Consider the following 19,566-nt stretch of genomic DNA (forward strand, 5'->3'; position numbering starts at 1 on the left):
GTGCTATTTATATTGGAATAATCCCAATTACAATTCCAGTAATCAACATCACCATTGTCGTTCCAACGGCCCACAATAAAGTGAAGCGTTGATGTTCACCGAAATCAACTTTGGCCATTCCGACCAATAAATAAGTGGAAGCGACAAGAGGACTTAATAAGTGAACGGGTTGCCCAAGTAAGGAAGCACGTCCCATTTCAGCTGCACTAATTCCGTAAGTAGCAGCAGCCTTCGTTAAAATAGGTAATACCCCAAAGTAAAATGCATCATTGGACATGAAAAATGTGAATGGCATACTAAGAAGAGCTGTAATAATTGGCAATTGTGGTCCAAGTGCATCTGGTATAAGAGTTACTACACTGTTAGCCATCGCATCTACCATTTTTGTTCCGGATAAAATACCAGTGAAAATACCGGCAGCAAATACGAGAGAAACAACTGCTAATACATTCCCTGCATGAGAAGCAATACGTTCTTTCTGTTGTTCTAAGTTTGGATAGTTAATCATAACAGCAATAGCAAAAGCGACTGTAAATAAAACAGGTAACGGCATAACTTCTAGTATGAGACAGACAAGTAATGTAGCGGTTAATAAAAAGTTAATCCATAGAAGTTTAGGACGTTTATGTACTGCGGCTTCGACAGTTGCAGCTTGCTCATCCATTGTTTGCATTTGTTTTAAATACTGTACATCCATAATTCCTAAACGTTTTCTTTCTTTTTTTCCAAGATAGTAGGCAACGAAAACAACCCAAATTGCACCAGTAATCATTCCTGGAATAAGAGGTGTAAATAATTCGGAAGCATCAAGTCCAAGTGCGCTCATAACACGAGCTGTGGGTCCACCCCAAGGTGTAAGATTTGTTACCCCCGCCCCTAACATAACAACTCCAGCTAATATGAGGGGGTTCATTCCAAGGCGCTTATATAGTGGATACATTGCGGAAACTGTAATCATGTATGTTGTTGTACCGTCACCATCTAGAGAAACGATAATAGTCAATATAGCCGTTCCGACAACGATTTTTAAAGGATCTCCTTTTACAAATTTTAAAATCTTACTAATGACAGGATCGAATAAACCGCTATCAATCATAATCCCAAAATATAAAATAGCGAACATAAGCATAATACCAGTAGGTGCTAATTTTTGAATTCCCTCTAACATCATAGGCCCCATATTGGCATAGAATCCGCCAATTAATGCAAAAACACTCGGAATTAATATTAATGCTACTAGCGCTGAAATACGTTTCGTCATAATTAAAAACATAAAGACAAATACCATCGCAAATCCAAGTAGTGCTAACATGTAATTTCCCCCTCAAAAGAATGATTGCGCTTTCAAAATAGAATAAAAATTCAGAAAAAGGTTTTTTATTTATAATAAAAGCATCTATTCAAATGGTAAATAATTTGAAAAATAACATCATTAGAAGCATAATTTTTATTTTGTTCATTTTGTTCACGGTAGTTAATTTGAATTTTTAAAAAGTAAGCTGCTCCTCGTAAGAATGGTAGAATAAGATGAAAATAGTGAAGTGTGAAATAGGGAGTAGATGTTATATGAAAACGAGAATTGAAGAGATTTATAGCTCTTATGAAGGAAAAGTAGAGGAGATTTTTATTAATGAATCTTCTTACGTATATGAATGGGAAAAATTACTGATGATCCGAAAAAATGACGGTGAGCTAAAAAAAATTGCAGTCGGGATTAGTGGAAATATAAGATTGGTAAATGTAGAAGTTGGACAGGAAATTAGTGCGGATACATTATTAGTTAAGTTAGAAGATGATTTGTTAATTACAGGCTGCGAGTGATGAGAGATGTGTAGAAATAACTACACATCTTTTTTTGTTTCCTATATTACAAAAAGCACATTGTTTTTTCACAAATCTCACACAACCTTTTGGTATTCTTTTCGTGAAGTATACGGTTTCTAGGGAGGAATATTGATGAAAGTAAAATATGTTGTACTTGCTATATGTTTATGTTTCATATTTACAGTAGTCGGGTGTGGGAAAAAGGAAACAGCAGCTGTTGCCATTGATGAGAAACATGATAAATGTGATATTTGTCAAATTGGGGTAACAGATAATCAATTTGCAACAGAAATTATTTTAGAAAATGGAAAAGCGTTAAAGTTTGATGATATCGGTTGTATGTATAAATGGATGGAGATCAACTCAGATGAAAAGACGAAAGAGAAATTTGTTCGAGATTATGATTCGAAAGATTGGATTTCGTTAGAAGACGCTACTTACGTATATGATAAAACAATAACGACACCGATGGCTTATAATGTCATTTCATTTAAAAATAAAAAAGATGCAGAGAGCTTTGTATCTAACTATAAGGGGAAAGTTCTTTCGTATAAAGAGCTAGCAGAGCATAAATGGGAAATGAATAAAGAGATGATGGGGAAACCGAAAGCAGGAAATCATGGTGGACATCATTAATAATAGAAAAAGACAACTATATAGTTGTCTTTTTCTATTATTACTCAGGTGCAAATATAGAAAAGGTGTAAAATTTTTAGAAGAACGGTTACAATGGAATATAGTAACCTAAAGCAATCATTTATCCCGCATTAACGGGCAGTAAGATCCCCACCTCAAAATTTAGTGAAAGCAAAGAATTTAGGTGGAGTCGGGCTGCCCGTAAAAGCCCGATTGGTGTGGGCTAATAATTAGTGGTGGATGAACAAAACCCCCACTAATTAAAGTTTCACTTTATGTACTTTTTAGAAATGTATACAAATGCGGTAAAAACGTGCTAAACTAATTGCTTCATAATGTTAATGATGGGGCCATCAGGCGTATCATTTCAATAGGTTGAGAAACATAGTATAAGCTTAAGATAATCTGATTAAAGAAGGAATCTAAAGGGCTTATGGATAAATGTACTCAAGAAGAGTTATTGTATGTGATGGAGGAATGGTTAAGAAAACATTATCTTTCATAGGAGCTGTAGTTGTGAGAAAACAAAAAATTTTATTATGTATTTTATTAGGACTTTTAATGACGGTAGTGGCTTGCGATAAGCAAGAAGAACCAGAATCGAAACCGGTTCATGTGAAAAATGAAAAGAAAAAAGAGAAGCATAAAGAACAGGAAGAATCTAAAGAAGAGAAAAGTATAAATTTAATGGACAAACAGTTGTTACTTTCAGCTACTCTTGGAGACACAGAGACAGCTATGAAGTTGATTCAGGATGGAGCGAATATAAACGTAGAAGGTGACAACGGAGAAACGCCTGTCCTTGCAGCGACGTACCAAAATCATGTAGAGACAGTTAAAGCATTAATTGGTGCAGGTGCTAATATTGAAATTAAAGATGAGAAAAAAAGTAATCCACTTCTTTATGCAAGTAGAGAAGGATATACGGATATTGTAAAAGTATTAATTAATGCAGGAGTTAATACGAAAGAAACGACTAAGTCAGGTGGAACAGCACTTATTTCTGCATCTGAGCGTGGCCATGTAGAGGTTGTTAAAGAATTATTAGAGCATACAGATATTGATGTGAATTATAAAAATGAACGTGGTGGAACAGCGCTATTAGAAGCAATTGTATTAGGAAATGGTAGTGAAAACCATAAGAAAGTAATTCAATTGCTTATTGATCACGGTGCAGATGTAAATATGGCTAACAAGGAACATCTGACGCCACTGCAATACGCTGAAAAAAGAGGTTTTAAAGATATTGTAAATATGTTGAGGGTAGCTGGAGCAAATGAAGTAGTACAGCCACAACAACCAGTAGAGTAAAAAACGAAAAATAATCCCATTTAGATAGACAGAATGAAGAAATCAGTTAGTATGATGGATTCAGTAATGTGTATTTGAATGGGATTTTTATTTTGAACATGAAAAATAGATTATGAATGGATGGTATATGGAGTAAATAAGGAGGATAAAAATGAGGCTCTCAGAACTTGATTTAATAGTAATTCAGGTAGAGGTTTTGTTTGTTCATAATCAAGTAGGAAAAATGAAATATGTAAATGAACAAGGAAATCCGAAAGCACCACGTTTTTTTCTTGGCAGAACTCGTGAAGGGAGTATAACGAGATATCATTGTAATGTGGATGATGAAACGGTAAGTAAGATTGAGAAGTTAATTCAAGAACCTTCAAAGCATATAGAGATAGCAAAGATTATTAATGTATTAAATGAAGAAAGAACAGTGAAAAATATTTGGATGGGTCCTGCTTTCATGTTTCATAGTAATTTACATAAGCCGACTAGAACAATACAAATAACTGAGAAGAATAGAGAGCTTTTGCGAGAAAATTTTCCTAATCTAATAGAACAGATGGAATGGAGGAAACCTTATTTTGCAATTGTAAAAAATGAAAAGGTAGTTTCTGTTTGTTGCAGTGCCAGAAGTACGCCCGTAGCTGCTGAGGCAAGTGTGGAAACTTTAGCGGAGTTTCAAGGGAACGGATATGGTACTGATGTTGCTACAGCCTGGGCGATATCATTACAAGAAGAAAAACGCATTCCACTTTATAGTACTTCTTGGGATAATTATGCTTCACAAGCAGTTGCGAGAAAACTAAAACTAATTAACTATGGAATGAATTTACATATTGATTGAATTTTAAGTATTGTTTCGTTCTATTTGTTTATATTTTAATATCTAGATTAATGTAAATAGTGATATGGTGAATATTAACATTCGGTTAACACCTAATTAACAATCTATCAAAACTGACTTAATAAATGCGTAATATAGTAAAGGTAACAAAATAACTAGGGTAGAGAACATTTGAGAACACCCACTTACATATAATGTGCCACTTTCTTAGGTGTGCTCTATTCTCTAGAGTTCAAATAAGGAGAAAGGCGTTCTATGTAAGTAGGTGTTTTTAGTTTGGATAAAAATAGAACAGTTAGGTGGAATGAATGTTTAAAGAACCTTATATTGCGATGATAAAGGATTGGAAAGGATACAAAGCATACAAAAAATTGCCGAAAACAGTTTTTCTTATGACTGGTTCAATGCTGGAATTACCAGAGCGTGTATATGAATTGCAGAAACATGGACATGATGTATTTCTTCATTGTGATTTTATACAAGGCTTAAATACGAATACAGAGGAAGCACTTTTGTATATTGAAGATGTTATCGGGGCACAAGGTATTATTTCAACAAAGGGTTCGACAATTCGAAATGCTAATAAAATTGGATTGAAAACAATTCAACGTATTTTTATTGTAGATACTTTATCCCTTACTAAATCAATTGAAAATTGTAAAACGACTAAACCAAATGCAGTAGAGATTATGCCGGGGATTATGCCTTCTATAATTAAACAGCTAGCAGAGGAAATAGAGTTTCCTATTATTGCAGGCGGGCTGATTCAAACGCGAGAAGATGCGGAAATTGCAATTCGTGCAGGAGCAAGTGCGATTTCAACAAGTCATTATGAAGTATGGATACATGAAGAAAAAAGGAGTGCAACCTTGTGATTGAATTGAAAAATGTTTCAAAGGTATATAAAAATGCAGAAGAGACAGCGGTTAAAGGCGTATCGGTTCATATTAAGAAGGGCGAATTTTTTGTTTTAGTTGGACCTTCGGGATGCGGGAAAAGCACATTATTACGAATGATCGCTGGCTTAGAAGAGATTTCTTCGGGAGATTTAATTATTAATGAACGTGTTGCAAATGATCTAGAGCCGAAAGACCGTAATCTATCAATGGTATTTCAAAATTATGCATTATATCCACACTTATCTGTAGAAGAAAATATTTTATTTGGACTTAAGGTAAGAAAAGTACAAAAAGAAGAGCGACAAAAGCGATTAATGGAAGCTATTGAAATGGTAGGACTGAAAGAGTATGTGAAAATGAAACCAGGCCAATTATCAGGCGGACAAAGACAGCGTGTTGCGCTTGCTAGGGCGATCGTGAGTCAAGCGCCAATCTGTTTAATGGATGAACCACTTTCGAATTTAGATGCGAAATTACGTGCGCAAATGAGAATTGAAATTAGAGAAATTCAGCAGCGATTAGGAATTACGATGATTTACGTTACCCACGATCAAATAGAAGCGATGACTATGGGAGATCGTATTATGGTTTTAAATAAAGGAAGTATACAGCAAGTTGGAACACCACTTGACATATATAACGAACCAGCAAACGAATTTGTTGCAAGCTTTATAGGTTCTCCTTCTATGAATATAAATGATGGAGAAGTGGATAAAGAAAAAGGTGTATTACATATAGGGAAATTGCAAATTCCATTATCTATTGGACAGTTAAAGCAATTACCAGAAGGAATAATTCGTATAGGCATGCGTCCTGAGCATATTGCACTGTCTGAGGAAGGACAAGAAGTGACGCTGCAATCTGTAGAAGTATTAGGGAATGAATCTATATTAAACTTTGCGGTAAATGGAACAATTTGGAGTGCGAAAGTCATCGGACAGTTACTCTTGAACAAAGGTGACAAAGTAAAATTATTATTCTCGCAAGAAAAGTTATGCTTCTTTAACGAAAACACGAATGAACGCTTAAAAGTGGTAGCTGAAGAAGAGTTGAAAGTGGTGGCGAAATAATGATCGAAGTAAGTAAGTTACCAGTTCAAACAAAGGTGTCAAAAAAGAAAAAATTATGGGGGAGAACGAAAGATTTAAGAATAGGATTATTGTTTTTGGCGCCATCTATTTTGCTATTTTCGATTTTTCTGTTCTATCCATTGTTTAGGACGATTTACTATAGTTTTTATTTAACCGATATACATGGAGAAGCTAATCTTTTCGTTGGCTTAGAAAATTATCAATATTTATTCTCTGATCCAGCCTTCTACAAAAGTATAAAATCAACTTTACTATTTGTTTTATATACAGTGCCTACGAGTATTATATTTGCTTTGTTTCTTGCATTGATTGCAAATGGAAAGGTAAGAGGTATTGGGTTATTCCGAGTTCTGTTTTCTTCGACGATGGGAATATCAGTAGCTGCTAGTGCAGTGATTTGGCTATTTTTATTTCATCCAAGTGTAGGATTATTTAATAATATATTAGCCGCTATGAATCTTCCTGCAATCGCATGGTTAACGAGTCCGGACTGGGCACTATTCTCTGTATCAGTTACAACAGTTTGGGTGAATACAGGGTTTGCATTTTTAGTTATATTAGGTGGTTTACAAAATATCGATACGTCTTTATATGAGAGTGCATCTATAGATGGTGCTAGTTATTTATATAAGCTTCGCCGTGTTACATTACCGATGCTATCGCCAACTTTATTCTTTATTGTAACAGTAACGTTAATTAGTGCGTTCCAAAGTTTTGGACAAATTGATATTTTAACGCACGGTGGACCGAATGATGCAACGAATTTGATTGTGTACTCGATTTACAAAGAGGCGTTTGTGAATCATCAATTTGGAACAGCAAGTGCACAAGCGATGGTATTATTTGTTTTCATTTTCGTTGCTACATTACTTCAATTTAAGTTTGCTGAGAGAAAGGTGCATTATAAATGATTGTTAAACAGTGGAAACAAAATTTCCTATTATACATGCTGCTCATTATTAGTGCAGTAATGGTATTTTTTCCTGTACTGTATGCATTTTTAATAAGTTTTATGACACCAGACGATATTCAAATGAGAAGGTTATTTCCGACCCAGTTTACTTTTGATAATTTCATTAATATTTTTCAAAAAGTACCACTTTTTACATACTTATATAACAGTTTAATTGTATCGACAGTCGTTATGATTGGACAACTTATCGTATCAAGTTTAGCAGCTTATGCTTTTGTTTTTCTTCAGTTTAAAGGGAGAAACTTAATTTTCTTCCTGTTTATTTCAACGATGCTGATTCCGTGGGAAGCAACGATGGTGCCTAACTTTTTAACGATTCAAAACTTTGGCTGGATCAATAGTTTCGCCGGGATGACAGTGCCGTTTTTTGCAACAGCTTTCGGTATTTTCTTGTTACGTCAACATTTTATGACACTTCCGAATGAACTAAAAGAAGCTGCGTTTATTGAAGGGATTGGAAATGTAAGGTTTTTATTCAGCGTTGTAATTCCGTATTGTAAAACGAGTTTTATTACGCTTGGAGTATATAGCTTTTTAACAACATGGAATATGTATTTATGGCCACTTTTAGTGACCACTGATGAAAAAGTAAGAACAGTGCAAATCGGTGTGAAGCAGCTTCAGTCTCAAGAAGTTGCAACTGATTGGGGAAGCGTAATGGCCGGTGTTACGGTTATCGTTATTCCAACATTGATTTTACTATTTTTAGGGCAAAAGCAATTACAACAAGGATTAACAAAAGGTGCAATTAAATAATTAAGAGAAGGTGAGATTTAAATGAATCTAGTAAAAAAAGGTGCTGCTCTATTAATGGTAGCAACAATGGCATTATCTAGTGTCGCTTGTTCAAATAGTAAAACAGAGGGAAAACCTGAAGCACAGGCAAAAGTAGCACCAGTTGAAAAAAATGGTGATAAAACAGTAATTCGCTTCTGGCATGCGATGGGTGGAAAAACACAAGGAGTACTAGAGGGTCTTGTTGCAGACTATAATAAGTCGCAAAATAAATACGAGATAAAGGCAGAGTTCCAAGGGACATATGAAGAGTCTTTAACGAAATTTAGAACGATGTCTGCAACGAAAGAAGCGCCAGCTCTTGTTCAATCGAGTGAAATTACAACGAAATATATGATTGATAGCAAAAAAATCACACCAATTGATAGCTGGATAAAAAAAGATAAGTACGATACGTCAAAATTAGAAAAAGCAATTACAAATTATTATTCAGTTGATGGAAAAATGTATTCTATGCCATTTAATTCATCTACACCAGTATTAATTTATAATAAAGATGCTTTCGCAAAGGCGGGCTTAGATCCAGAGAAAGCTCCAAAAACATATGCGGAATTACAAGAAGCAGCGAAAAAGTTAACGATTAAAGAAGGCGGAAATGTAAAACAATATGGATTCTCCATGCTTAACTATGGTTGGTTCGTTGAAGAGTTGTTAGCGACACAAGGTGCTTTATATGTAAATAACGAAAACGGCCGTAAAGATGCTGCAAAGAAGGCGGTATTTAACGGTAAAGAAGGACAGAAAGTATTTGGAATGTTAGATGATTTAAATAAAGCTGGCGCACTTGGAAAGTATGGAGCAAGTTGGGATGATATTCGTGCTGCGTTCCAGTCTGGACAAGTTGCTATGTATTTAGATTCTTCAGCAGGTGTTCGTGATTTAATTGATGCATCTAAGTTTAATGTAGGTGTTTCATATATTCCATATCCAGAGGATTCGAAACAAAATGGTGTTGTCATTGGAGGCGCATCATTATGGATGACGAATATGGTTTCAGAAGAAACGCAACAAGGTGCTTGGGACTTTATGAAATATTTAACGAAGCCAGACGTACAAGCGAAATGGCATACGGCAACAGGCTATTTCTCAATTAATCCAGATGCATATAATGAGCCGTTAGTAAAAGAGCAATATGAAAAATATCCACAGTTGAAAGTAACAGTAGATCAACTGCAAGCGACGAAGCAATCTCCAGCAACACAAGGTGCTTTAATTAGTGTATTCCCAGAATCACGAGATGCAGTTGTAAAAGCATTGGAAGCAATGTATGACGGAAAGAATAGTAAAGAGGCGTTAGATGAAGCTGCCAAAGCAACAGATAGAGCAATTAGCATTTCAGCTCGTACGAGTCAAAAATAAGAGAAAGCCGTATCCTTAAAAGGGATACGGCTTTCTTTATAGGGAGATAAGGGATCAAAGAAATGATGAAGTCTTATCTCTTTTATATGAGTAAAGGGTCTAGAGTGAATGTTGTCCTTTTCATTATTTATTCAACTCCATTGCGACTTGTTTACCATTTACGAAAACCTCTACTATCGCTACTACAACTTCCATTACTTTTTTCATCTCTCATCTCTCCTTGTTTTTTGTTTCATTTCTTACTCTCAGTATAAGGAGATACAGTAATTACAACTATCGAATTGGATGACAAGAGACTTACATTGTTGTAAGGATAATAGTTTAGTTTGTAATAAAGTGAAACTTTAATCAATGGGGCTTTTCTTCATCCCCCAATGATTATTAGCCCTCACCAATCGGGCTTTTACGGGCAGCCCTACCCCCACCTAACTTCTTTGCTTCTGCTGAATTTTGAGGTGGGGGTCTTACTGCCCGTTAATGCGAGATAAATTTAATTCAAGGTTAAGATTCGGAATTTTCCGTTGTTTTGAACTATAATTAGAAAGAGGGGGGATAATATGAAAAGAATTCTTGTTATTAGTGATATTCATGGAGAAATAGAAAAGTTCGAACAGTTGTTGAAAGAAGCTCAATATGATGCGAAACAGGATCAATTAATCTTACTGGGAGATTATGTAGATCGTGGTCCAAATGCGCGTGCTGTAATTGAAAAGGTAAAAGAATTGAAAGAAGAGGGAGCTCTCATTTTAAAAGGAAATCATGAAGATATGATGATTAAGGCGTTAACGACAAATGAGGAACGTTCATGGAACCATTGGGTAAAAAGAAATGGTGGAGATAAGACATTATATAGTTATGGATTTCTAGAAGAAGATATTGTGGTTAATGAGAAAGACTTCCAAAAACCGATTTTACAATCTTCTGTATTAGAGGAACATATAAAGTTTATTCAAGAATTAGATCATTACATTGAAACAGAAGAGTATATATTTGTACATGCTGGGGTTGAGCCGATGAAACGAGTTTCTGAATCTGAACCATATACGTTAATGTGGATCCGTAATGAATTTCATAATGGATATAGCGGTGAAAAGGTTGTTGTATTTGGGCATACGGAAACAAAAACGCTTCATAGTAGTGAGGATTGCGGAGTGTATTTTGGTAGTAATCGTATTATTGGAATTGATGGCGGGGCTGTGTATGGTGGTCAGCTAAATTGTTTGGAGTTGCCAAGTAAAAAGGTATATGTAATAAAAAATTGAAAGAGATAAGAGGAATCTTATTTCTTTCAATTTTTTATTAAGGTAAATTTAAGACAAAGTTTTTATAATAAAATTTCAAAATTTTAGAAGGAAATAGTTGAAAATGAAATTACGTAATATAACTACATTCTTTTGTTATGAAGAGAAGAAATGTAATAATAAATAGAATTGAACTATTTGATGGAAGGTGAGAGCATGCGCTTACTTGTAGTAGAAGATAATACTTCGTTATTAGAGTCTATCGTACAAATTTTGCGTGATGAATTTGAAGTAGATACGGCAATAAATGGAGAAGATGGATTGTTTTTAGCGCTTCAAAATATATATGATGCAATTTTGTTGGATGTGATGATGCCAGGGATGGACGGATTTGAAGTGATTCAAAAAATACGTGATGAAAAGATTGAAACACCAGTCCTGTTTTTGACAGCGAGAGATTCTTTAGAAGATCGGGTGAAGGGATTGGACTTTGGTGGAGATGACTATATCGTTAAGCCATTTCAGGCCCCTGAATTAAAAGCGAGAATTCGCGCTTTACTACGCAGAAGTGGTAGTTTAACAACGCAGCAAACCATTCGCTATAAAGGGATTGAATTGTTCGGAAAAGATAAAGACGTTCAAGTAGATGGACAAGGTATTAAGTTGACATTGAAACAATATGAGCTACTAGAGTATCTCATTCAAAATAGCGGGAAGATTTTAATGCGTGAACAAATTTTTGATCGTGTTTGGGGATTTGATTCAGATACGACAGTAGCAATTGTAGAAGTGTATGTGCATCATTTACGTAAAAAATTAGAGCCATTCGGTTATCAGAAAGATATTCAAACCGTTCGAGGTATTGGATATATATTAAAAGAACAATGAAAAAAGGAAGTATGTTTCAAAAGACACGCATTCGTTTGACTATAGTGAATTCATTAGTATTTATCCTATTAATAGGGATATTAGGCAGTATTATTTATTCATACACATATAAGCGTATTTATAATGAAGTGGATCAATCTATAAAAATGATGGCTCAGTATAGAGAAAAATTAGATGTCAAAATACCACCAAGAAAACGCATGGAGAATATCCAGATTGGAGATCCGCGAGTAACTAGAATAACTTGGAATGGGAAAATAGTGAAAATAGAGGGCGATAACCGTAAATTCCGTTCTATTTTTGAAGAGAATTTGGAAAAGTTTTCTCCAAAAAAATTAGGGGAGTTACAAGATATTGAAGTACAAGGACGATATTTTAGAGTATTTTCGCTTCAAAAAGATGGAGAAATAGTTCAAATCGTGCGAGATATAACAGCGGAAGAAGGAATGTTAAATACTTTATTTTTAATTCTAGTTATAGGTTGTAGCATAGGAAGCCTCTGTGCGATAGGTATTGGCTTTTTCCTAGCTGGTAGAGCACTTGTACCTATTCAAAATTCATGGGAGAAACAGCAGCAATTCGTTTCTGATGCATCACATGAACTAAGGACACCACTTGCAGTTATTCAATCAAAAACGGATGTGTTATTCCAATCACCATCCGCTACGATAGAAGAAAAAGCGATGGATATTTCTACAATTTCAAAAGAATGTAGGCGGTTATCGAAACTCGTTAGTAATTTATTATTGCTAGCACGTTCTGATTCTAATCAAATTGAGATGGATAAGAAAACATTTGAACTTGATAAATTGTTAGAAGAAATAGTAGCTCCATATAAAGAGATTGCTTCTTATCAAGAAAAAGAAATGATACTAAAAGTAGAACGTGGTGTATCTTTTATGGGGGATAGAGAGCGAATTCATCAAATGATGGTCATACTGTTAGATAATGCGATGAAATATACAAACGAAGGTGGGCATATTCAAATCGATTGTACGCAAACGAGTAGTTCAATTCGTATACAGGTGAAGGATGACGGGATAGGAGTGAAAGAAGAAGATATTCCGAAATTATTTGATCGTTTTTATCAAGGGGATAAAGCAAGAAGTACATCAGAAGGAGCTGGATTAGGTCTTTCAATCGCCAATTGGATTGTAGAAAAGCATTATGGAAAAATATCAGTAGAGAGCAGATGGGGAAATGGCACTTGTTTTGAAGTGATTTTCCCTAAAAATCAAAAAATATAAGTAAGAAGACGATCTTGTTTTTACAAGGTCGTCTTTTTTTTTAAGGGAAAGTTAAGAAACTATTTATATTATGTATGGCATAAAGAACGTTCGTTACATGAAGAAGAGACTAGGTGTATGTGAGTCGATTTTATCAATCATAATGTTATCTCAAGCAGTGATGAGATGTATGTATAGTATTAAAAAAACTAGGGGAATGATGGAAAAGAAAGTATAAGAGGGAGGAATTAATTTTGAAAAAGAAAATGATGACGGTATTCACTATTGGAGTAATGAGTTTAAGCATATTAGGGGGTGCCTCTCCTTCTGAAACACAAAGAGGAAAGACAGATTACACGCAGCGCAGTAAAGAACAATTGAACAATGGTAAGATACATGCAGTGCATACAGAAGAAAAAGCAGAGAAACTAGGTATCGAAACGGAAGGAAAAGAACAAATTACATTAGAAAAAGAAATTCATGAAACAGAAGTAGGAAGGGAAGCAGAGCAGTTAGGTATTTCGATTGAAGGAAAAGATGTTGGGACGCTGTCAGAAGAAATCTATGAAACAAAAGTAAAGCAAGAAGCGTTAAAGCTAGGCATATCTATAGAGAATACATCAATTGTAGATTTAATTACTCAAATTAATGCGATTAAAATTAAAGATGAAGCAGATCAATTAGGCATTTCTACAGATGGAAAAGAAATCGAAGACATCGCGGAAGAAATCTACGGAACGAAAGTAAGAGAAGAAGCAGGAAAGTTAGACATTTCTCAAAAAGGAAAAGAAATTGAAGAGTTAGCACAAGAAGTGTACGAACAAAAAGTACAGGAAGAAGCAAAAAAATATCATATTGATTTGTATGGGAAAGATATATATCAAGTATTAAGAGAAATTAATGAACAAAAGGTGCTACAAATGGCAGATGAGCTTAATATGGATAAAATGAATATGAATATTCAAGAGTTAGCGGAAAAGATAAAAAAAGAGCAGCCTGAAAAAGGAAAAGAACTAAATTTTGTACCGATGATACGAACGGATGCTGACGCATTTTATTCTTATTTAACGAATTAATAAGGGCGTGAAAGCGATAAGAAAATTGAAGTGGTATATATGTACAGCTTTACTAGGTGCAGCAATATGGAGTGTATATACAAATGGAATTCCAAAGTATGTAGAGAAGTTAACATTCTCAAATATACAAAGAGGAAAAGAAACGGAGTTTAGTAATAACGATGAAAAAGTCATCTTATCAAATGTTCCCTTAATTCAGCAGTTACCAGAATTGGATAGAGGCTGTGAAGTGACAAGCTTAGCGATGCTGTTACAATACGCTGGTGTTTCAGTGGATAAGATGACATTAGCAAATGAAATAAAAAAAGTTGATTTTATAGACGATGGTGTGCGCGGGAATCCGAATGAAGGATTTGTAGGTAATATTTATACATTTTCTGAATCAGGATACGGTGTATATCATGGGCCACTTTTTCAGTTAGCGGAAAAATATTTACCTAATAAAGCTGTAGACTTAACTGGGAAGAATATAGAAGAGATTCATAAGAGTATAAAAGCAGGGAAACCGGTAGTCATGATTACGAATGCAACATTTGCACCATTAGATGAAGATGAATTTACTACATGGGAAACAAATAGTGGAGATGTTTCTATTACGTATAATGAACATTGTGTTGTACTTATTGGGTATGATCAGGAATCTGTATATATTCGAGATCCACTTGAGGATAGCTTAGATGTAAAAGTACCGAGAGAAACCTTTGAACAGGCATGGGTACAAATGGGAAGTCAGGCAATTAGTTATGTAAAGAGCTCCAAATAAATTAGGATGAAGAGTTTTAGTAATATGACTATAAGGCGAAGGATAGAGATTGAGGATTATAAGAGAAATTTTGTAGAGTAGAAGCTGTTGAGAAATAAGAGAACTTTAGCATATATAATGCTAAAGTTCTCTTATTTTTATGATTAAAATCCTTATTAAGGAGTGAATATGCAAAAATGCATAATTGACGAAAAATTTACATGTTATCATTATATATTGTTTTATATATGTTAATTGTATAAAATGACACAAGTATCCGCATTACATAAAGGAGGCTTATTATGCAAAAAATATTTAACTGGGTTAAATGTATGAGTATCAATAAAAAATTAATCATTTCATTTTTTATTATTTTAACTATACCAGGAATTATTATCGGTGGTGTTTCATATCAAACTGCCAAAACAAATTTTGAACATCAAATGACAGATAAAGCAAAGGAGAATATTTCGATTTTAAATACTGTTATTTCTCAAAATATAGAAGAGAAATTTGTTGATGCGACGTACTTTGCAGACATCTTAACAGAGGATACATATCCAAATGGACAAGAAGAAATAGTGAGAACGAAATTAGCACAATATATAAAGCTTCATCCAGAAGTAGAAGGTATTTATATTGGAACAGAGACGGGAAAGTTTATAAGAGAACCATTTATCCAAATGGCTGATGGGTATAATCCAACAGATAGAGCTTGGTATAAAGAAGCACATGAAAATAAAGGGAAAGTAATTGTTACTGCACCATATCAATCAGCATCTACAAAAAATATGGTAGTGACCATTGCGAAAGAAGTAAAAGATGGTAAAGGTGTTATAGGAATTAACTTAAATTTAGATAACATCTTAAAAATTTCCAAAATGATTAACATTGGTGAAAAAGGTTATGCAGTTATTTTAGATCAAAATAAGCAAATTGTTAGTCATCCATCTAGAAAACCAGGTGCAAAAGTTACTGATCCTTGGATTAAACCAATTTATGAAGATAAACAAGGAAATGTGTCTTATACAGAACAAGATGATAAAAAGAATTTAATCTTTGCAACAAATGAGAAAACAGGCTGGAAAGTAGTTGGCGTTATGTTCGATGAAGAAATTACCCAAGCTGCCAGTCCAGTGTTTTATAAGACTTTAATTGTTATTGCTATCGCTATTGCATTTGGTAGTGTATTAATTTATTTCATTACAAAGTCTATTACAGGGCCATTACGAAAAATAGCTGAATCGGCATATAAAATTAGTAAGGGAGATTTAACAGAGAAAATTACAATCCATTCCAAGGATGACATAGGAAAATTAGGGAATTCATTTAATGAAATGTCTACGTCTTTACAAGATGTTATTACCCAAATTAGCTTTTCAGCAGAACATGTTGCAGCATCGGCAGAAGAGTTAACAGCGAGCGTACAGCAAGCAAATGATGCGACAGACCAAATTACAATTGCAATGGAACAAGTATCAGGTGGGGCTGAATCACAAAGTCAAGGTGTTGAAGAAGGTGCGGCTACATTGCAACAAGTAAATACAGCAATTCAAGATGTAACTGGAAGCGCAGAGTCAATTTCTATTTCCTCATTACATGCGAGAGAAAGAGCTGAAGAGGGAGAAGATTTAGTTGAACAAACTGCAAAACAAATGCAGTCTATTTCTAGGTCGGTATCCGAGTCAGATGCTATTATTAAACTTCTTGATGAGAAATCAAAGCAAGTAGGAGCTATTTCTGAAGCAATTCAAAACATAGCTACTCAAACGAACTTATTAGCTTTAAATGCGGCTATTGAAGCAGCAAGAGCAGGTGAACAGGGACGAGGATTTGCTATTGTAGCAGATGAGGTTAGAAAATTAGCAGAGCAATCAGGAGAGTCATCTGGAGAGATTGCAAATTTAATTGCAGAAATTAAGGCGGATATTGAACATACTGTTAAGGCAATGGATAATGTGAATGGAGAAGTTCAACAAGGCCTTGATGTTGTAACAAAAACGAAAGTAAGTTTTACGGAAATTTTAAGTTCTACTACACATATTGTTTCTCAAGTTAATCAAATGGTAGAAACAACGAAGAGAATTGCTGGAGATGCAAATGAAGTGACAAATGCTATTGATGAAATTGCAGCGGCTGCAGAAGAAAATACAGCTAGTATGCAAAGTGTTGCAGCTTCAACAGAAGAACAGGTTAATTCAATGGAGGAAATTAGTTCAGCTTCGCAAAACTTAGCTGGGATGGCCGAAGAACTACAAGCGATGACTAGTAAATTTAAAGTATAATAACAGCAGATAAGTAAGGTGAAAATAATATCACCTTACTTATTTTTCTATTCAGCAATTAGGGGAGTCATTAACGGGATGAAAAAAAGAAAAAGACTATGGAATTTGTGGAAAACGATTACATTGTTAGTTTGTACAGTTGTAATTTTTTCTTTACTTGTGACAGATATATTAATTAGTCATAATGTAGAACGGGCGACGGAGGATAGCCAAGCAGAGAAAGCAAAAACAATTGCACACATTGTGGCGAATGATTCAATTGTAATCAATGGTTTGGTTGGGAAAGCGGATACCTCTGCAATCCAAACGTATACAAATAGGATATTAAAAAACACAGGTGTTCAATTTATCGTAGTTATGGACATGGATGGAATAAGAAAATCTCATCCAGATCCTCAAAAAATAGGTCGTCATTTCATTGGTGGGGATGAAGGGCCTGCATTGAAAGGAAAAGAACATGTATCGTTAGCAGAAGGAACTTTAGGTATTTCCATGCGAGTGTTTGTACCAATATTTTCTGAAACAGGTGAACAACTTGGAGCAGTGGCCGTTGGTATTTCAGCAGATAATGTAAAAGAGAGAGTTAAGGAAAGTAGACATATCATTTATATTGGTGTCGGAGTTGGAGTATTAGTCGGAATTATAGGAGCAATATTGCTAGCTAGACATATAAAGAAAAGTTTATTCGGTCTTGAGCCGCACAGGATAGCAAAAATTCTTGAAGAAAGAAATACGATGCTACAATCTGTAAAGGAGGGGATCATTGCTGTAGATAAAGAGGCTAGAGTAACGCTAATTAATAATGAAGCAAAACGTCTATTTAAAAAAAGCGGACTTGAAGAAAATTTTATCGGTAAAGATGTTGAGTTGTATATGCCAAATTCACGTATAAAAGAAGTATTGCAAACGGGAGAAGTACAATTAAACGAAGAACAAAATATTTATGGAATTACGATTGTGACGAATCGAGTTCCTTTATATGTAAAAGGAGAAATAGTTGGTGCAATTGCAACATTTCGTGATAAAACAGAGATTAGAAAACTAGCAGAGGAACTAACTGGGATTAGACTATATGCAGAAGCATTACGGGCACAATCTCATGAGTTTATGAATAAGATGCATGTCGTATTAGGGCTTACACATATGAAACAGTATGAAGAATTACAGAAGTATATAAGCGGTATGGTATCAGAGCATCAATATGAAATTGGTGGAGTTATGAAAAGAATAAAAAGTCCAGTATTTGCTGGTTTTTTACTAGGTAAGCTCAGCTATGCTAGAGAGAAAAATATAAAATTAATTATAAGTGAAGATTCTTACATGCCGGAAATAGATGATGAAAGTATTACTCATGAACTTATTACGATTGTCGGAAATTTAATTGATAATGCATTAGAAGCAGTGACGAATTGTGAAAAGAAGCAAGTTGAAGTTGAGATACAACATGGGGATATATTAACTATTACAGTACAAGATACGGGAAAAGGTATACAAGAAAAAGAAATAGAGGAATTATTTACGAAAGGTTATTCCACAAAGGGAGATAACCGCGGTTATGGTTTGTATCTTGTAAAAGAAAGTATACAGCGAATAAATGGGGAAATTCATATGCATTCATTAGTAGGAAAGGGAACAACGATAACAATTGAAATACCTAAAGGTAGGGATGAGAGGCAAATATGATTAAAGTTTTAATTGTAGAAGATGACCCGATGGTAGCAATGTTAAATACGCATTATTTAGAGCAAGTAGGAGGGTTTGAACTTGTTCAAGCAGTTAACTCAGTAAAGTCGGCGATAGAAGTATTAGAGAAATCACGAGTGGATTTAGTATTACTTGATATTTTTATGCCTGAAGAGACTGGGTTTGAGCTTTTAATGTATATCCGGAACCAAGAAAAAGAAATCGATATAATGATGATTTCAGCTGTACATGCTATGGGGAGTATTAAAAAAGCATTACAATATGGAGTTGTAGATTATTTAATTAAACCATTTACATTTGAACGATTTAAAGAGGCATTAACGATATATCGAGAAAAATTTACTTTCATGAAAGAACAACAAAAAATTAGTCAATCGGAATTAGATTCGTTAATTTTACAAAAAGAAAAAAGAGAGCCTACTGTCACTAAAGAGCTTCCGAAAGGGTTAACGAAGCAAACGTTGCAATTAATTTGGCAGAAGATCGAGTCGCTGAATGGAAGAGTGTTTACAACAGATGAAATGGCACAATTAGTTGGAATTTCAAGAGTTTCTATTCGAAAATATGTAATGTTTTTGACTGACATTGGGGTGTTAGAAAACGAAATGATGTACCAACATGTGGGAAGACCTGTAAGTAAATTAAGATGTGTTGATCAAAAGAAAATAGAGTTTTACGTATAAG

General features: G+C 34.4%; 18 protein-coding genes. 17 read left to right on the plus strand and 1 reads right to left on the minus strand.

Features of this window, described 5'->3' with window-relative positions; all coding sequences use genetic code 11:
• Positions 1–7: 7 nt before the first annotated feature.
• The gene (locus JFU02_RS22295; RefSeq protein ID WP_086406356.1) at positions 8–1,312 is read right to left on the minus strand and encodes a CitMHS family transporter; all 1,305 of its coding nucleotides are present in this window, start codon (positions 1,310–1,312) and stop codon (positions 8–10) included.
• 254 nt (positions 1,313–1,566) lie between these two features.
• Between JFU02_RS22295 and JFU02_RS22300 the strand changes: the two genes are divergently transcribed.
• The 17 genes from JFU02_RS22300 to JFU02_RS22380 all read left to right on the plus strand — a co-directional run bounded on the left by JFU02_RS22300 (position 1,567) and on the right by JFU02_RS22380 (position 19,565).
• Positions 1,567–1,821, plus strand: coding sequence for a hypothetical protein (locus tag JFU02_RS22300; RefSeq protein WP_000857376.1), 255 nt, complete (start codon positions 1,567–1,569; stop codon positions 1,819–1,821).
• Between the two features lie 135 nt (positions 1,822–1,956).
• Positions 1,957–2,460, plus strand: a complete 504-nt coding sequence (locus tag JFU02_RS22305; RefSeq protein WP_000865661.1) for a nitrous oxide reductase accessory protein NosL — start codon at positions 1,957–1,959, stop codon at positions 2,458–2,460.
• 441 nt (positions 2,461–2,901) lie between these two features.
• Positions 2,902–3,771, plus strand: a complete 870-nt coding sequence (locus JFU02_RS22310) for an ankyrin repeat domain-containing protein (protein ID WP_000287334.1) — start codon at positions 2,902–2,904, stop codon at positions 3,769–3,771.
• A gap of 151 nt (positions 3,772–3,922) precedes the next feature.
• Complete coding sequence (locus JFU02_RS22315) at positions 3,923–4,603, plus strand: GNAT family N-acetyltransferase (RefSeq protein ID WP_086407054.1); 681 nt, start codon at positions 3,923–3,925, stop codon at positions 4,601–4,603.
• A gap of 308 nt (positions 4,604–4,911) precedes the next feature.
• The gene (locus JFU02_RS22320; protein WP_000471999.1) at positions 4,912–5,478 is read left to right on the plus strand and encodes a glycerol-3-phosphate responsive antiterminator; all 567 of its coding nucleotides are present in this window, start codon (positions 4,912–4,914) and stop codon (positions 5,476–5,478) included.
• Positions 5,475–6,572: an ABC transporter ATP-binding protein gene (locus JFU02_RS22325; protein WP_000571381.1), complete on the plus strand. Its 1,098-nt coding sequence runs from the start codon at positions 5,475–5,477 to the stop codon at positions 6,570–6,572. Before JFU02_RS22320 ends, JFU02_RS22325 begins: the two co-directional genes overlap by 4 nt.
• Positions 6,572–7,504, plus strand: a complete 933-nt coding sequence (locus tag JFU02_RS22330) for a carbohydrate ABC transporter permease (protein WP_000573802.1) — start codon at positions 6,572–6,574, stop codon at positions 7,502–7,504. Before JFU02_RS22325 ends, JFU02_RS22330 begins: the two co-directional genes overlap by 1 nt.
• The gene (locus JFU02_RS22335) at positions 7,501–8,322 is read left to right on the plus strand and encodes a carbohydrate ABC transporter permease (RefSeq protein ID WP_000635948.1); all 822 of its coding nucleotides are present in this window, start codon (positions 7,501–7,503) and stop codon (positions 8,320–8,322) included. Before JFU02_RS22330 ends, JFU02_RS22335 begins: the two co-directional genes overlap by 4 nt.
• A 21-nt stretch (positions 8,323–8,343) precedes the next feature.
• Positions 8,344–9,720: an ABC transporter substrate-binding protein gene (locus tag JFU02_RS22340; protein ID WP_086407053.1), complete on the plus strand. Its 1,377-nt coding sequence runs from the start codon at positions 8,344–8,346 to the stop codon at positions 9,718–9,720.
• Between the two features lie 557 nt (positions 9,721–10,277).
• Positions 10,278–10,982, plus strand: a complete 705-nt coding sequence (locus JFU02_RS22345; RefSeq protein ID WP_000821983.1) for a metallophosphoesterase family protein — start codon at positions 10,278–10,280, stop codon at positions 10,980–10,982.
• Positions 10,983–11,177: 195 nt separating this feature from the next.
• Entirely contained in the window at positions 11,178–11,849 is a 672-nt protein-coding gene (locus tag JFU02_RS22350; protein WP_002162940.1) for a response regulator transcription factor, read from the plus strand.
• Entirely contained in the window at positions 11,846–13,096 is a 1,251-nt protein-coding gene (locus tag JFU02_RS22355; protein WP_000715831.1) for a sensor histidine kinase, read from the plus strand. The genes JFU02_RS22350 and JFU02_RS22355 overlap by 4 nt, the downstream gene beginning before the upstream one ends.
• A gap of 233 nt (positions 13,097–13,329) precedes the next feature.
• Positions 13,330–14,151 carry a transporter gene (locus tag JFU02_RS22360; RefSeq protein WP_097888858.1) on the plus strand — a complete coding sequence of 274 codons (822 nt, stop codon included), beginning with the start codon at positions 13,330–13,332 and terminating at the stop codon, positions 14,149–14,151.
• Between the two features lie 7 nt (positions 14,152–14,158).
• A complete protein-coding gene (locus JFU02_RS22365; protein ID WP_097888859.1) occupies positions 14,159–14,914 on the plus strand; it encodes a C39 family peptidase in 756 nt (251 codons plus the stop codon).
• Positions 14,915–15,195: 281 nt separating this feature from the next.
• Entirely contained in the window at positions 15,196–17,178 is a 1,983-nt protein-coding gene (locus tag JFU02_RS22370) for a methyl-accepting chemotaxis protein (RefSeq protein WP_061666979.1), read from the plus strand.
• Positions 17,179–17,256: 78 nt separating this feature from the next.
• Positions 17,257–18,861, plus strand: coding sequence for a sensor histidine kinase (locus tag JFU02_RS22375; protein WP_097888860.1), 1,605 nt, complete (start codon positions 17,257–17,259; stop codon positions 18,859–18,861).
• Entirely contained in the window at positions 18,858–19,565 is a 708-nt protein-coding gene (locus JFU02_RS22380) for a response regulator (protein WP_098723119.1), read from the plus strand. The genes JFU02_RS22375 and JFU02_RS22380 overlap by 4 nt, the downstream gene beginning before the upstream one ends.
• The last annotated feature ends 1 nt before the right edge of the window (position 19,566 follow it).

This window comes from Bacillus sp. TH13 (assembly GCF_016651175.1).
GTDB lineage: Bacteria > Bacillota > Bacilli > Bacillales > Bacillaceae_G > Bacillus_A > Bacillus_A thuringiensis_S.

Bases quoted from the DNA above. Each gene is read 5' to 3' on its own strand.
- JFU02_RS22330 (WP_000573802.1), top strand. From the start codon at position 6,572: ATGATCGAAGTAAGTAAGTTACCAGTTCAAACAAAGGTGTCAAAAAAG.
- JFU02_RS22315 (WP_086407054.1), top strand. From the start codon at position 3,923: ATGAGGCTCTCAGAACTTGATTTAATAGTAATTCAGGTAGAGGTTTTG.
- JFU02_RS22350 (WP_002162940.1), top strand. From the start codon at position 11,178: ATGCGCTTACTTGTAGTAGAAGATAATACTTCGTTATTAGAGTCTATC.
- JFU02_RS22345 (WP_000821983.1), top strand. From the start codon at position 10,278: ATGAAAAGAATTCTTGTTATTAGTGATATTCATGGAGAAATAGAAAAG.
- JFU02_RS22375 (WP_097888860.1), top strand. From the start codon at position 17,257: ATGAAAAAAAGAAAAAGACTATGGAATTTGTGGAAAACGATTACATTG.
- JFU02_RS22295 (WP_086406356.1), bottom strand. From the start codon at position 1,312: ATGTTAGCACTACTTGGATTTGCGATGGTATTTGTCTTTATGTTTTTA.
- JFU02_RS22355 (WP_000715831.1), top strand. From the start codon at position 11,846: ATGAAAAAAGGAAGTATGTTTCAAAAGACACGCATTCGTTTGACTATA.
- JFU02_RS22370 (WP_061666979.1), top strand. From the start codon at position 15,196: ATGCAAAAAATATTTAACTGGGTTAAATGTATGAGTATCAATAAAAAA.
- JFU02_RS22305 (WP_000865661.1), top strand. From the start codon at position 1,957: ATGAAAGTAAAATATGTTGTACTTGCTATATGTTTATGTTTCATATTT.
- JFU02_RS22310 (WP_000287334.1), top strand. From the start codon at position 2,902: ATGTACTCAAGAAGAGTTATTGTATGTGATGGAGGAATGGTTAAGAAA.
- JFU02_RS22320 (WP_000471999.1), top strand. From the start codon at position 4,912: ATGTTTAAAGAACCTTATATTGCGATGATAAAGGATTGGAAAGGATAC.
- JFU02_RS22300 (WP_000857376.1), top strand. From the start codon at position 1,567: ATGAAAACGAGAATTGAAGAGATTTATAGCTCTTATGAAGGAAAAGTA.
- JFU02_RS22380 (WP_098723119.1), top strand. From the start codon at position 18,858: ATGATTAAAGTTTTAATTGTAGAAGATGACCCGATGGTAGCAATGTTA.
- JFU02_RS22340 (WP_086407053.1), top strand. From the start codon at position 8,344: ATGAATCTAGTAAAAAAAGGTGCTGCTCTATTAATGGTAGCAACAATG.
- JFU02_RS22335 (WP_000635948.1), top strand. From the start codon at position 7,501: ATGATTGTTAAACAGTGGAAACAAAATTTCCTATTATACATGCTGCTC.